Raw genomic sequence first — 15521 nt, forward strand, 5'->3', positions numbered from 1 at the left:
GTAGTGACGGGGAAGAATCGCTACGGGCAAAAACTTAGTTCAGATTTTTCTAAACTAATGGGAGAGGTGGGATTAGACTTTGGTGGGTTCGAATGAAGTGTAGGGCTGAAGATTGTTGCCCTCACCCCATCCCTCTCCCAGAGGGAGAGGGGGCCGACCGAGTTGTTGGCGGAATCTGCATCGACCTGAAAAATCGAGTCGAACTCAGGATTTGAAAGCCATGGAGATCGGCTCCCTCTCCCTCGGGGAGAGGGCTGGGGTGAGGGGCTTTTCCCACATACACACAGTTGCAAAGCCCGGAGTAGACATGGCCAACGCTTTACCCGACCTGAAACTCCTGCGCATATTCGTCAGCGTCGTGCGCCATCAGGGTTTTGCCAACGCGCAGCAGGAACTCAACCTGTCGACCTCGGCGATCAGCACTTACATGAGCCAGCTCGAAACCGCGCTCGGTCTGGTGCTGTGCCATCGCGGGCGCGGTGGCTTCAGCCTGACCAGCAAGGGCGAGCTGTTCCATCAGGAAACCCTGCGCCTGCTCGCCGAGCTTGAAGGCTTCGAGCAATACGCCGCCGCGCTGAAGGGCGAACTGCGCGGCACGCTCAACCTTGGCGTGATCGATTCCACGGTCAGCGACAAGGCCCTGCCGTTTGCCGAAGCCATCGGCGCCTACAGCCAGGAACACCCGGCGGTGCATCTGCACCTGTCGGTGATGAGCCCTTACGAATTGCAGCTCGGCGTGCAGGACAATCGCCTCGATCTGGCCATCGGTGCGTTTTCCACGCGCATGAGCGGTCTGGTCTACATGCCGCTGTACCGCGAGCAGCACTGGCTGTATTGCAGCAGTCGTCACCCGTTGTTCAACGAGCGGCGCATCCCCGAGCAGGTCATCACTCAGCAACGAATGGTCGGGCGCGGTTACTGGAGTCAGGCGGAACTGGCCCGCCACGGTTTCAAACACAGTGCCGCGACCGTGGAAAGTATGGAAGCGCAGCTGATTCTGGTGCTCTCCGGCGCCTACATCGGTTACCTGCCGGAACACTACGCGCAGGCCTGGGCCGACAAGGGCGATCTGCGCGTTCTGCTGCCGGCGACCTTCGGTTATCAGGCGCCGTTTTCGATGATCATGCGCAGGGGCCGCAGCCGCGAGCCGCTGATCCAGACCTTCCGCGATTTGCTCAAAGCGCAATTGAATCAGGCCTAACCCATCATGTCCCGACCCCAGTGCCCGCGCTGCCTGCGCCCCCAGACCCATTGCCTGTGCCCATTGATTCCGCACCTCGATAGCCGCACCCGGGTGTTGCTGCTGCAGCATCCGAGCGAGGTCAGTCACGCGCTCAATACCGCGCGGCTGGCGGCGCTGGGACTGAGCAATGCCGAGCTGATTGTCGGCGAGGTATTCGAAGATTTGCCGAAACTGTTGAACCAGCCGGGTTATCAGGCGCGTTTGCTGTTCCCGGCTGACGATGCGCAGTCGTTGCAGGTTTACGCGCCAAATGATCAGCCAATGTTGCTGGTCGTCCCGGACGGCACCTGGCGCAAAGCGCGCAAGATGCTGCACCTCAATCCGCTGCTGGCAGCACTGCCACGGGTGACGCTGGCCGAGGGCGGCGTGTCGCGCTATCGCTTGCGCAAGGCACCGGGGCCGGGAGCGCTATCGACGATCGAGGCGATCGTCCAGGCGCTGGAAACCCTCGAAGCACCGACGACGTTTGCGCCGTTACTGAAACCGTTTGAAGCGCTGATCGAAGGGCAGATTGCGGCGATGGGGGAGGAGGTTTTTCAGCGTAACCATGGCGACAGATGATCATTGTCTGTGCGGGCCTCTTCGCGAGCAGGCTCGCTCCCACAGGGGAACGCATTCCAATTGTGGGAGCGAGCCTGCTCGCGAAAGCGCCAGATCAATCACCGCAATTCAAAGATCACTAGCGCTCGCGCATCGCCTCGGTCCGCGCTTTCAGCACCGGTTTGAGCAGGTAATCCAAAACGCTTTTCTCGCCGGTAATGATGTCCACCGTCGCCACCATCCCCGGGATGATCAGCAGCGGTTTCACGTCGCCGCCCAGGTGATTCCTGTCGGTGCGCACCTGAATCAGATAGAAGCTGTTGCCCTTATCATCGGTGATCGTATCGGCGCCGATCAACTCCAGTTTGGCGCTCAGCCCGCCGTAAATCGTGTAGTCGTAGGCACTGAACTTGACCATGGCTTTCTGGCCCGGATGCAGGAACGCGACGTCCTGCGGGCGGACCTTGGCTTCGATCAGCAGGTTGTCTTCCAGCGGCACGATTTCGACCATGTCGCTGCCCGGCTGGACCACGCCGCCGATGGTGTTGACCTTCATCTGCTTGATCACGCCACGCACCGGCGACGTCACCGTAGTGCGGCTGACGCGGTCGTCGATGGCGATGCTCGAGGCGGTGATTTTCGACAGGTCGGTGCGTTTCTCATTCAGCTCTTTGGCGGCCTCGGAGCGGAAGGTTTGCTCGGATTCGTCGATCTTGCTGCGGATCTCGGCGATGGCCGATTCGGCCCGGGGAATCGCCAGCGTGGTGGCGTTCAGCGAACCACGGATCTCCACAGCGCTGCGCCTGAGCCGGAGGATTTCCACTGGTGACACGGCGCCGGTTTTTACCAGCGGTTCGGACATGTTCATCTCTTGTTGCAGCAGCGCCAGGCTCGAGCTGAACTGGCCTTGCTTGGAACGAAACTCGGCCAGTTCCTGGGTTTTCTGCCGCAATTGTTCGCTGAGGGTGCGCTGTTCGCTGGCCAAGCGGCGTTGGCGTTGCTCGTACAGCGAGCGCTCGTCCTCGGCGACTTGCGGCGCCTTGGCGATGACTTCAGCGGAGAGTTTGAAGGGGCGTCCCTCGGCCTCGGCTGACAGCCGTTCAACCTGTGCGGTCAGCGCGTAACGGTCGGCCTCGCTCTCGCCCTTGTTCGAGCGAAAGCGCGTGTCATCCAGACGCAGCAGGGTGTCGCCCTTGCCGACCATCTGGCCTTCGCGAACGAAAATCTCGGTGACGATACCGCCCTCAAGGTTCTGGATCACCTGGACCTTGCTCGACGGAATCGCTTTGCCTTCGCCCATGGTGACTTCTTCGAGCACGGCAAATTTGGCCCAGACCAGGGCGGCGATCAGCAGCGCTGCCGCCAGCCACACGGTGATCCGCGATTTGCGCGGCGAATCCTGCAACGCCGCGCCGGCGGTTTCCGGCATGAACTCGGCTTCGGCGCTTTTGCCGAAGCTGTCGAAGTAGCCGCGCTTGTTGCTATCGGAAGAAGCAGGCATGGCGTAACTCCTAGACCGCCGCCGAGCCGACACGGCCCTTGCGCAGCGCTTCGATGACTGCTTCTTTCGGGCCGTCAGCGACGACCCGGCCGTTGTCCAGCACCAGCAACCGGTCCACCAGGCTCAGCATTGAGGTGCGGTGGGTGACCAGCAGCAGGGTTTTGCCTTGCACCCAGCCATGCAGTTTCTGCCGCAGCGCATCTTCGCTGCTGTTGTCCATGGCGCTGGTGGGTTCGTCGAGCAGCATGATCGGTGGATCGAGCAGTAACGCGCGCGCCAGCAACACCGCCTGGCGTTGGCCGCCGGATAACAGTTGCCCGCGTTCGCCCACCGGTCGGTCGAAGCCTTGCGGGTGTTGCCGGGCCAGTTCGGTGACGCCAGTCAGTTCGGCGACTTCGAGCATGCGTGAATCGCTGATGTAGCGCGCGCCCAGGGTCAGGTTGTCGCGCAGGCTGCCAGCCAGCAGCGGCAGGTCGTGGGCGACATAACCTATCTGCTGGCGCAGGTCAGCCACGTCCAGTTGGCGCAGGTCGAGGCCGTCGAGCAGCAGTTGGCCTTGCTCCGCTTCATAAAAGCCCATGACCAGCCGCGCCAACGTGCTTTTGCCCGAACCGCTGCGGCCGATGATGCCGACCCGCTCGCCGGCTTTCAGGCTGAAGCTGACTTCGCTCAGCGCCGGCGCATTCTGGCCGTTGTACTGGAATGTCACGCCGCTGACGTCGAGGGCACCTTGCAGCTGCGTACGTTCCAGTGGTCGTTGTTTGCCGTCGCGCTCCTGCGGCAGGGCCATCAGCGCGTCGGTGCTTTTCATCGTCAGTTGCGCTTGCTGGTAGCGGGTGATCAGCCCGGCGATCTGGCCGAGCGGGGCGAGCACGCGGCTGCCGAGCATGTAAGTGGCAACCAGCGCGCCGACGCTGAGGTTGCCGGCAATGATGCTGTAGACCCCGGCAACAATCGTCGCCATCCCGGAAAACTGCTGGATGAACAGCGTGCCGTTGGTGGCCAGCGCCGACAGGTTGCGCGCATGACTGTCGAGGCGGGTGAGGGCGCCGTGGGTGCTTTCCCATTTGTGCTGACGCTCGCTTTCGGCGCCGCAGGCCTTGAGGGTTTCCAGGCCTCCGAGGGTTTCGATCAGCACCGCCTGACGCTCCGCGCCGAGGCTCAGGCTTTTTTGCACGGTGTCACGCAGGCGCACCTGAATCACCATGGCGAAAATGATCGTGATCGGAAACGCCAACAGTGGAATCACCACCAGCCAGCCGCCGAGCAGGCCGATCACCACCAGCATCAACACCACAAAGGGCAAGTCGATCAGGCTGGTCAGGGTCACGGCAGTGAGAAATTCACGCAGGCCCTGGAAATCGTGAATGCTCTGCGCAAAGCCGCCGATGGTCGCCGGCCGCGCTTTCATCGACATCCCGGTGATGCGCTCGAACAACGTCGCCGAGAGGATCACGTCGGTTTTCTTGCCGGCGGTGTCGAGCAGGTGCGCACGGACCACGCGCAGCACCAGTTCAAAACCGGTGCCGATCAACAGGCCGATCGACAGCACCCACAGCGTCGAGGTCGCCTGATTCGGCACGACGCGATCATAGGTCTGCATGACGAACAGCGGCACCATCAGGCCGAGCAAATTGATCAGGAAACTGGCGAGGATCGCATCGCTGTACAGCCATTTCGACAGTTTGAGAGTGTCGCGAAACCACGCATTTACCCGTGGCACCAGCGGCGCGCGCAGGTCTTCGAGTTCGTGACGCGGACGGGCGAACAAGGCCTGGCCGCTGTAGTGTTCGCCAAGCTCTTCGCGGCTCACCCATTGCTCGCCGCCGTCGGCTTCGCTGGGCAGCAGCAGGGCTTTGCCATCCTCGCCAAACCGCCGCAGCACAGCGGTGCGGCCGTCGTTGAGCAGCAGCAGGATCGGCAGGTTCAGCGGTGAAATGTCTTTCAGGTCACGGCGCAACAACCGCGCCTGTAATCCGGCCCGCGCTGCTGCGCGGGGCAGCAGATCGAGGCTCAGGCGTTGTTTGTTCAGGGGCAGCCCGGCGCTCAGGCTGGCACGACTGACCGTGGCGCCATGCAGTTTGCAGAGGATCAGCAGACCGTCGAGTAACGGATCGTCGAAGCTCAGGCGCGGATCGACCCCGGTGGCGCCGGGTTCCATGCTGGTCATAGTGATTGCCTCTGTTGAACGGGCTCGGTTATCGGATCGTTCCTACGCTCTGCGTGGGAATGCCTCTAGGGACGCTCTGCGTCCAGTGACGCGGAGCGTCACGGGCTGCATTCCCACGCAGAGCGTGGGAACGATCAGAGATCGCAGCCGTCGGCGCGTCCCGGAGGGGCTATTTCAACTCGGGCAGGCGCGCCTGGTTTTTCACTTCGGTCGTGGCAATCGCATCAGCCGGCAGCACCACGCGTTGCTTGCTCAGCAACTGGCCCATGTTCGCCAGCACGCGGTACATCGAGTATTCCTCGGTGTAGCGGATTTCGGTGTAGCGACGGTTGGCGTTGTACAGCTCGTTTTCGCTGTCGAGCAGGTCGAGCAGGGTGCGTTGGCCGAGGCCGAACTGGTCCTGATAAGCGGCGCGCACGCGTTTGGTGGTTTCGGCGTATTCGCGGGCCGTCGGCGTCTGCTTCTTGGCGTTCTCCATGGCGTTCCAGGCCAGGCGAATGTTCTCGTTGAGCTGACGCAGGGCGTTGTTGCGGATGTCCATCGCCTGATTGATGTCGTGGGCATTCGCGGCCAGACGTGCCTTGTCGCTGCCGCCACGGAACAGGTTGTAGTTCATCACCACACCGACACGCCATTCGTTGTCGTGGCCTTCGTCGCCCTGCACGTTGTTGTTCGCGCCCACTGCCGCTTCCGCGTCGAAGCGCGGGTAGAACGGCGACTTGGCCACTTCGTACTGGCTCTCGGCGGACTGCACGTCAGCCTGGGCCGATTTCAGGTACGGGTTGTTGTCGACCATGCTTTGCTGCGCTTCACGCAGGTCCGGTGGCATCTCACCGCGAGTCGAGGCCGGGGTTTCCAGCTCATCGGGCATGCGTCCGACCACGCTGTAGAAATTCGATTCGGCGTCAGCCAGATCGACTTCGGCGGTGTCGAGGTTGTTCTGCGCCAGTGCACGACGGGCAACCGATTGATCCGAGTCTGCAGTGCTGCCGATGCCGCGCTCGGTGCGCAGGCCGATCTGATCGTTGACGCGCAAGTGCGCCTGCAAATTGTTCTTGGCCAGCGTCACCAGTTCCCGACGCTTGAGCACTTCGAGGTAGACCTCGATGGTGCGCAGGGCCAGATCCTGCGCGGTGCCTTGCGCGTAGTAGGCGCGCGAGTTGGACACGCCCTTGGTGCGCTCGACCTCGTTGGCGGTGTTGAAACCGTCGAAGATCATCTGCCGCAAGCGCAGCTCCGACTGGGTGTAATTGAGGATTTCGGTGTTGTGGTTACCGAAAGCGCGGGTGTTGGTGTTGTCGCTGTAGCCGCGCCCGTAGGCGGCGTTCAGATCGACCGACGGATAAAACCCGCCCTTGGCCACTTTCACCTGTTCATCCGCTGACAGGCGGGCGTCCACGCGCGACGCCAGTTCCGGGTGAGTGGCGATGGTGCTTTGAATCGCCTCGGTGAGGTTCATCGCCTGGGCTTGGGAAGTGCAAGCCATGGCCAGCAAAACCGCGCTGCAGAGGGGGGTTAAAACGCGCATGGGTGCATCTCCCTGGATCTCAATGTTGTGTTACCGTCGCCAAATATTTGACGTAAATTTTGGGTATAAGCGTTTCACTCTTGTAACAACAGAGCTAAGAACATCCTAGAGCGTAGCTAAGAAAAAATTTTCATAAGGTTTATTCCAAAAAAAACTTATGCGGTTTTTCAAAAGCAGCACATTGTTCAGCTCGAAAGCCTTTGTTTTATGCGCTTTAGGGAGCTCGAAAAGGCTTGAGGAAAGTTCCATTCACTTTGCGAGACACTGCGAAGTACTGCTGAAGGGGAGGGACGCGTAACGGTGAATGAGCGACAGATTTTTGTCACTCAGGTGATTCACCACCGTTACGTAGCGCTAGTGGGTCGGCGGATTGAACAGGGTTGGCAAGTGCTTGATAGCGCTGACAATTCACCTCAAGCCGGGCCTGCGAAACGAACTGTCGAGGGTGCGAGCGTCGCCCCCGGCAACCCGATTGAGCCATGGGCTGCTTCGCGAACCTGTGCCGACGGTGGTCGGCAGCGGAGGATTTCACATGGCAGCGCTCATCGGTACGGTCACAAAAGTCATTGGTCAGGTGTTCGCTCAAGCGAGCGACGGCATCAAGCGTCCGTTGTTCGAAGGCGATCGTTTGTACGCCGGCGATCAACTGATCACCGGCGCGGAAGGCGCGGTGGCAGTGAAACTGCAAAACGGCGAGGAATTGACCCTCGGTCGGGGCAGCAGCATCACCATGACCGGGCAATTGCTGGCCGACCAGGCTGTGCCGGTGAACGTCGACGAAGCGCAGACCCCAAGCCAGGCGCAACTGACCGATGTCGAGCAAATCCAGCAAGCCATCGCCGCCGGTGAAGACCCAAGCAAAACTGCCGAAGCCACTGCGGCCGGCCCCAACGCGCCCACCGGCAATACCGGTGAACTGGGCGGCGGGCACAGTTTCGTTCTACTGACCGAAGTCGGCGGCCGGGTCGATCCGATCATCGGTTTCCCCACTGCCGGTTTCAATGGCATTCCCGAATTTCCTGATTATCGTCGCGACGCGGACATCGACAATGGTGACGACACGCCGGCGCCGGTCGTGGTGCCACCGCCACCAGTGAACAACCCGGTCATCCTCAACGGCCTCAATGGGGCGGATGGTGAACTCAACCTCAATGAAGCCAATCTGCCTGACGGTACAGCGGCCAATCCAGGCGCGCTGACGCAAAGTGGCAGCTTCACGGTCTCGGCAGCGGATGGTTTGAACAGCCTGAGCATCGGCGGCATCAACGTGATCGTTGGCGGCGTGCCGATCGGCTTTCCCCAGTCGATCACCACGCAACTGGGCAATACCCTGACCATCACCGGTTATAACGCGGCCACTGGCACGGTCAGCTACAGCTACACCCTCAACGGCAACGAAACCCACGCGGCCGGCGACGGCGTGAACAATCTCAGCGAACAGTTCACCGTAATCGCCACCGACAGCAATGGCGACAGCGCCACCGGCACCCTCGACGTGAACATCACCGACGACGTGCCCAAAGCGTTTGACGACGCCAACGGCATTGCCTCGGAAACCTTGCTGACCCTGACCGGCAATGTCCTCACCAATGACATACAAGGCGCCGACCGCGTACCCACCGGTCCAGTCACGCCCGGTACATTCACCGGTACCTACGGCACCTTGGTTCTGAACGCCGACGGCACCTACACCTACACCCTGAACACCAGCGATGCCGATTTCAAAGCCTTGACCGGTGGCGGCAACGGCACAGAGACCTTCGCCTACACCATCACTGATGCCGACGGCGATACCAGTAGCGCCAACCTGGTTCTGCAGATCCACAACAACGACGATCCAGTCATCATCGACGGCCTGAACGTCGCTGGCGGCGAGCTCACGGTTTACGAAAAAAACCTCAGCGACGGCAGCGCTCCGGATACTGGCGCGCTGACGCAAAACGGCATGTTCACCATCACTGCACTGGACGGCGTCACCACGCTGACCGTCGGCGGCATCGCCGTGGTGACCAACGGCGTCGCCGCAGGCTTCCCGCAGTCAATCACCACGCCATTGGGCAGCACGCTGACCATCACTGGTTTCAACGCTGCAACCGGCGTGGTCAGTTACAGCTACACCCTGGCTGATAACGAAACGCATCCGAACGCCAACGGCGCGAACAATCTGCCTGAGCAGTTCGCGGTTACGGTAGTCGATGACAACGGCACGACAGCCAACGGCACGCTGGATGTGAACATCGTCGACGACCTGCCGAAAGCCAACGATGACAGCAATGGCACTGCCTCAGAAAGCCAACTGACGCTGACTGGCAATGTCCTCACCAACGACATACAAGGCGCCGACCGCGTACCCACCGGTCCAGTCACGGCCGGTACATTTACTGGTACTTACGGCACCTTGGTTCTAAACGCCGACGGCACTTACACCTACACCCTGAACACCAGCGATGCCGATTTCAAAGCCTTGACCGGCGGCGGTAACGGCACAGAGACCTTCGCCTACACCATCACTGATGCCGACGGCGATTCCAGCACTGCCAATCTGGTTCTGCAGATCCACAACAACGACGATCCAGTCATCATCGACGGCCTGAACGTCGCCGGTGGCGAGTTGACGGTTTACGAGAAAAATCTCGGCGACGGCAGCGCCCCGGACACTGGCGCGCTGACGCAGAACGGCACGTTCACCATCACTGCACTGGACGGCGTCACCACGCTGACCGTCGGCGGCATCGCCGTGGTGACCAACGGCGTCGCCGCAGGCTTCCCGCAATCGATCACCACGCCACTGGGCAGCACGCTGACCATCACCGGTTTCAACGCTGCAACCGGCGTGGTCAGTTACAGCTACACCCTGGCCGACAACGAAGCGCATCCGAACGCCAACGGCGCGAATAATTTGTCTGAGCAGTTCGCGGTTACGGTAGTCGATGACAACGGCACGACAGCCAACGGCACGCTGGATGTGAACATCGTCGACGACCTGCCGAAAGCCAACGATGACAGCAATGGCACTGCCTCAGAAAGCCAACTGACGCTGACTGGCAATGTCCTCACCAACGACATACAAGGCGCCGATCGCGTACCGACCGGCCCAGTCACGCCGGGTACTTTCACCGGTACTTACGGCACGTTGATGCTGAACGCCGACGGCACCTACACCTACACGCTGAACACCAGCGACGCCGACTTCAAAGCCTTGACCGGCGGCGGTAACGGCACGGAAACCTTCGCCTACACCATCACCGATGCCGACGGCGATACCAGCATTGCCAACCTCGTTCTGCAGATTCACAACAACGACGACCCGGTGCTGCTCAACGGCCTCGACGTCAACGGTGGCGAACTCACCGTCTACGAAAAAAACCTCAGCGACGGCACCAGCCCCAACACCCCGGCGCTGACCCAGAACGGCACTTTCACCGTCAGTGCTCTCGATGGTCTGCAGACCCTCACGGTTGGCGGCATCGCGGTGATCACCAACGGCGTGGCCGCAGGTTTCCCGCAATCGGTGATCACACCCCTGGGCAGCACGTTGACTATCACCGGTTATGACCCGGCAACCGGTGTAGTCAGTTACAGCTACAGCCTGGCCGACAACGAAGCTCATCCAACCGCTAACGGCGCCAACAGCCTCACCGAGAACTTCGACGTGGTGGCGACTGACACCGATGGCAGTACCGCCAGCGGCCAGATCAACGTCAATATCGTCGATGATTTGCCGACCGCGCATGCGGACGCGGCTTCGGTGGCGGAGGGCGGCACCGTCAGCGGCAATGTGCTGGATAACGATGTCGGCGGCGCGGATGGCCCGGCGATTACCGGCGCAGTCGTCGGCGTGCGTGCCGGTGCCGACACCTCGACTTCGGCCATCGGCGGACTCAATTCGCAGATCAACGGCACCTACGGCTACCTCACGCTTGATGCCAACGGTAACGCCGTTTATCACAGCAATCCCAACGCGGTGAACGGTCCGGGTGCGGTGGATGTGTTCACCTACACCGTGCGCGATTCCGATGGTGATGAAAGCACCACGACGATCACCATCGACGTCTATAACAGCTGCCTGAAAGCGGTCAGCGACACTGACGTCACCGTCTACGAAAAATCCCTCGACCTGAACAAGGATGGCCAGGATCTGGCGGCGGGCAGTGTGGTCGGCAGCGATCCGAACAGCACTGGCGAAACCGCTTCCGGCACCCTGGTCGGCTCGGTCACTGGTGCGGTCGGCGCGATCAGCTATGCACTGATCGGCAGCGCCACCGGTAATTACGGGCAGATCGTCCTCAATGCCAATGGCACTTACACCTACACCCTGACTTCGCCAGCGACCACCACGCCGCATGCTGACGACGGCGCCAACAGCCTGAGCGAAACCTTCACCTATCAGGCCACCGATTCGCTGGGCAATGTCGTCACCAGCACGATCGTTGTGAGCATCGTCGATGACGTGCCGAAGGCGCTGAATGACAGCAATGCCGACAACGCGACCGAAGCCCAGGTGACCCTGACCGGCAACGTCCTCGACAACGATGTGCAAGGCGCCGACCGCGTCGCCAGCGGCCCGGTGACCGCCGGTACTTTCACCGGCACTTACGGCACCCTGGTGCTCAACGCCAACGGCACTTACACCTACACGCTGGACGCCAATGACGCCGACTTCAAAAACCTCCACGGCGGCGGCAACGGCACGGAAACCTTCGCCTACACCATCACCGATGCCGACAGCGACACCAGCACCGCCAACCTGGTGCTGAACATCCATAACAACGACGATCCGGTGTGCCTCGACGGCCTCGATGTGAAGGGCGGCGAAATCACCGTCTACGAGAAAAACCTCAGCGACGGCAGCAGCCCCAACACCTCGGCGCTGACCCAAAGCGGCAGCTTCACCGTGACCGCCCTCGATGGCCTGCAAACCCTCACGGTCGGCGGCATTGCGGTGATCAGCAATGGCGTCGCCGCCGGTTTGCCGCAATCGGTGGTCTCGCCACTGGGCAGCACCTTCACCATCACCGGTTACGATCCGGCCACCGGCGTGGTCAGTTACAGCTACACCCTGGTCGACAACGAAGCTCATCCGAACGCCAACGGTGCCAACAGCCTCAGCGAGAGCTTCGACGTGGTCGCCACTGATACCGATGGCAGTACCGCCAGCGGTCAGATCAACGTCAATATCGTCGACGATTTGCCGACTGCCAACGCCGATACCGGCTCGGTAGCGGAGGGCGGCACGGTCAATGTCAGTGTGCTCGGCAATGACCTCAGCGGCGCCGATGGTGCCGCAACGGTGGTCGGCGTGCGCGCCGGCAGCAACACCGCGACATCAGCCAGCGGCGGGCTCAACAGCAACATCAACGGCAACTACGGCTACCTGACCCTCGACGCGGCGGGCAATGCGGTTTACCACAGCAACCCGAACTCGGTGAGCCCGCCGGGCGCGACCGACACGTTCACCTACACCATCCGTGACAGCGATGGCGATGAAAGCACCACGACGCTGACCATCAACGTCGCCGACAGCAAACTGGTCGCCTCGGTCGATCAGGATGTGACGGTCTATGAAAAAGCCCTCGACTTGAACAAGGATGGCCAGGATCTCGCCCCCGGCACAGTCACCGGCAGCGAACCGGGCAATACCGGTGAAACCGCCAGCGGCACGCTGGTCGGTTCGGTCAGTGGCGGCAGCGGCGCGATCACTTACACCCTGGTCGGCAACGCCACCGGTAGCTACGGGCAACTGCTGCTCAACGCTGACGGCACCTACACCTACACGCTGACCTCGGCGCCGAAAACCGCGCCGAACGCCAACGACGGGCCGAACACCCTCAGCGAAACGTTCACCTACAAAGCCACCGATGCACTGGGCAACAGCACCACCAGCACCCTCGTGGTCAACATCGTCGACGACATACCGAAAGCCGTTGCCTCGGATCGCTCGGTAACCGCAGTGGAGATCGATTCGAACATTCTCATCGTCCTCGACATCTCCGGCAGTATGGCTGATGCCTCTGGCGTGCCGGGCCTGTCGCGGCTGGCACTGGCCAAGCAGGCCATTGGTGCCTTGCTCGACAAGTACGATGATCTGGGCGATGTGAAAGTGCAGCTGGTGACGTTCAGCAGCAATGCCGCCGACCGCACCACCGTGTGGGTGGATGTCGCCACCGCCAAGACACTCCTCGCCGGTCTCAACGCTGGCGGCGGCACCAACTACGATGCTGCCGTAGCAGCGATGCAGACCGCGTTCAACACCTCCGGCAAACTCACCGGGGCACAGAACGTCGGCTACTTCTTCTCTGACGGCAAGCCCAACGAGGGCGACATCGGCACGGCTGACGAAGCCGCGCTGAAAAACTTCCTCGACGCCAACAACATCAAGAACTACGCCATTGGTCTGGGCAGTGGCGTGAGCAACGCCAACCTCGATCCGCTGGCCTACGATGGCATCAACCACACCAATACCAATGCGGTGGTGGTCACCGATCTCAATCAGCTCAACTCGGTATTGTCCGGCACCGTGCAGGGCGCGCCGGTCACCGGTTCGCTGCTGGGCGAGGGCGGTTCGTTCGGCGCCGATGGCGGTTTCATCAAGTCGATCGTGGTCGACGGCACCACCTACACCTACGATCCGAAAGCCCTCAGTGGCCAGGGTTCGTTGACCGCGAGCGGCGGCGCCAATCACGGCACCTTCAATACCGCCAACAACAGCGTCAGCATTGCCACCAACAACAGCGGCACGCTGGTGGTCAATCTTGATACCGGCGAATACAGCTACACCTCGCAGAAAACCACCGCAGTGGTGATCACCGAAAACATCGGCTTCACCGTCAGCGACAACGACGGCGATCTGGCCAGCTCCACCCTGACGGTGAAAGTGATCCCCAACGCGCCACCGGTGGCGATGGACGATCACGTCATCACCAACGTGCTGTCGGGCAATATCGTGGTGCCGGGCGAGCTGTTGCTGGCCAATGACACCGATCCGAACGGCGACACCCTCAACGCCACACCCACCAGTTTCAATACCGGTTGGGTGTCGAAAGCGGCGGACTTCACCGGCAGCGGCCTGATCGGCTTCACTGGGCAGACCAATAACGCAGCCAACCAGAACCTGGCCAACGTGCGCAGCGCCTTCAGCGCCAATGCCGCGACCATGACCGCCGTGCTGGTGGTCAGCGGTTATCTCGGCATGGTGAGCAACAGCAATGCCAACGATGAAGACCGCATTACCGTGAACCTGCGCCAGGGCGAAACCCTCAATCTGGATCACAATCTGGGTGCCGGGAAGATCAGCATGGAGTATTCGCTCAACGGCGGTGCCTGGATGGCGCTGGCGGACGGCCAGACCCTCAGCGCCTCGGCGGACGGCGTCTACCAGATTCACATCACCAACATTGGTAATGGTGGCGGCAACCCGAATGCGGCGGAGAACTACCAGCTGACCATGACCCTCAACTACGCCGCGGCCCACGACATCACGCCGGACTACCACGGCACTTACGCCGCCAACGACAACCACGGCGGCAGCGACACGGCCAACGTCAGCATCAGCTATCAGGACGGCCACACCCTGACCGGCACTGCTGGCGACGATGTGTTGGTGGCGGGCAGCGGCAACAACGTGATCAATGCCGGCGACGGCAACGACGTACTCACGGCAGGCTCCGGCAATAACGAAATGCACGGCGACGCTGGCAACGACTTGCTCTACAGCGGCGCGGGCAACGATCTGCTCGACGGCGGCACTGGCAGCGACTCCGCCAGCTACGCCCACGCCACAGCCGCCGTCACCGTCAATCTCGGCCTGCTCGGTGCGCAGAACACCCTCGGCGCCGGTACTGACACGTTGACCGGCATCGAAAACCTGCTCGGCTCCAACTTCAACGACAGCCTCACCGGCGACGGCAACAACAACGTGATCAACGGTGGCCTCGGCAACGACTTCCTCAATGGCGGCGCTGGCGATGACTTGCTGATCGGTGGCATGGGCAACAATACGCTGACGGGCGGGGCAGGGGCGGACACCTTCCAGTGGCTCAAGGGCAACAGCGGCCATGACCTGATTACCGATTTCACCCCCGGTACCGACAGGCTCGATCTGTCGCAACTGCTGCAAGGCGAAAACGCCAGTACCGCGTCGCTGGACGACTATCTGCACTTCACCGTCAGCGGCAGCGGCGCCTCGGTGATGACCAGCATCGACGTCAGCGCCATGGCCGGCGCCGCGCCGAGCCAGACCATCGACCTGGCCGGCGTCAACCTCGCCAGCCACTACGGCGTGACCCCGGGCGCAGGCGGCATGATTGCCAGCGGTCACGACACAGCGACGATCATCAGCGGCATGCTAAATGATCATTCGTTGAAGGTGGATACGGTCTGATCTGAGGTCTGAAACAACAAAACCCGCCGCCCCGGTTGATTCGGGACGGTGGGTTTTGTCTGTCTGTAGAGACGTGTTGTCTTTAAGTCAGCCTTCGCGAGCAGGCTCGCTCCCACAGGGGAGAGCGGTGAAACTGTGGGAGCGAGCCTGCTCGCGAAG

General features: G+C 61.5%; 6 protein-coding genes. 3 read left to right on the forward strand and 3 right to left on the reverse strand.

Features of this window, described 5'->3' with window-relative positions; translation table 11 throughout:
* Nucleotides 1-307: 307 nt before the first annotated feature.
* Together AB4O45_RS20460 and AB4O45_RS20465 are read left to right on the forward strand one after the other, a co-directional pair.
* Nucleotides 308-1201, forward strand: a complete 894-nt coding sequence (locus tag AB4O45_RS20460) for a LysR family transcriptional regulator (protein ID WP_095180681.1) — start codon at nucleotides 308-310, stop codon at nucleotides 1199-1201.
* Between the two features lie 6 nt (nucleotides 1202-1207).
* Entirely contained in the window at nucleotides 1208-1804 is a 597-nt protein-coding gene (locus AB4O45_RS20465; RefSeq protein ID WP_353187803.1) for a tRNA-uridine aminocarboxypropyltransferase, read from the forward strand.
* Nucleotides 1805-1922: 118 nt separating this feature from the next.
* Here AB4O45_RS20465 and AB4O45_RS20470 read toward each other — a convergent pair whose 3' ends face one another.
* From AB4O45_RS20470 to AB4O45_RS20480, 3 genes are all read right to left on the reverse strand, one after another.
* Complete coding sequence (locus AB4O45_RS20470) at nucleotides 1923-3284, reverse strand: HlyD family type I secretion periplasmic adaptor subunit (protein ID WP_056783689.1); 1362 nt, start codon at nucleotides 3282-3284, stop codon at nucleotides 1923-1925.
* Nucleotides 3285-3294: 10 nt separating this feature from the next.
* The gene (locus AB4O45_RS20475) at nucleotides 3295-5454 is read right to left on the reverse strand and encodes a type I secretion system permease/ATPase (protein WP_457264029.1); all 2160 of its coding nucleotides are present in this window, start codon (nucleotides 5452-5454) and stop codon (nucleotides 3295-3297) included.
* A 169-nt stretch (nucleotides 5455-5623) separates the two neighbouring features.
* Nucleotides 5624-6982, reverse strand: a complete 1359-nt coding sequence (locus AB4O45_RS20480; RefSeq protein WP_016771146.1) for a TolC family outer membrane protein — start codon at nucleotides 6980-6982, stop codon at nucleotides 5624-5626.
* Nucleotides 6983-7514: 532 nt separating this feature from the next.
* Between AB4O45_RS20480 and AB4O45_RS20485 the strand changes: the two genes are divergently transcribed.
* A complete protein-coding gene (locus AB4O45_RS20485; RefSeq protein ID WP_460160479.1) occupies nucleotides 7515-15362 on the forward strand; it encodes a retention module-containing protein in 7848 nt (2615 codons plus the stop codon).
* Nucleotides 15363-15521 lie beyond the last annotated feature (159 nt).

Source organism: Pseudomonas sp. S2_B10 (assembly GCF_054668425.1).

What these genes read in the sequence shown, in the direction of transcription:
- AB4O45_RS20460 (WP_095180681.1), top strand. Translation starts at nt 308, where the DNA reads ATGGCCAACGCTTTACCCGACCTGAAACTCCTGCGCATATTCGTCAGC.
- AB4O45_RS20465 (WP_353187803.1), top strand. Translation starts at nt 1,208, where the DNA reads ATGTCCCGACCCCAGTGCCCGCGCTGCCTGCGCCCCCAGACCCATTGC.
- AB4O45_RS20470 (WP_056783689.1), bottom strand. Translation starts at nt 3,284, where the DNA reads ATGCCTGCTTCTTCCGATAGCAACAAGCGCGGCTACTTCGACAGCTTC.
- AB4O45_RS20485 (WP_460160479.1), top strand. Translation starts at nt 7,515, where the DNA reads ATGGCAGCGCTCATCGGTACGGTCACAAAAGTCATTGGTCAGGTGTTC.
- AB4O45_RS20475 (WP_457264029.1), bottom strand. Translation starts at nt 5,454, where the DNA reads ATGACCAGCATGGAACCCGGCGCCACCGGGGTCGATCCGCGCCTGAGC.
- AB4O45_RS20480 (WP_016771146.1), bottom strand. Translation starts at nt 6,982, where the DNA reads ATGCGCGTTTTAACCCCCCTCTGCAGCGCGGTTTTGCTGGCCATGGCT.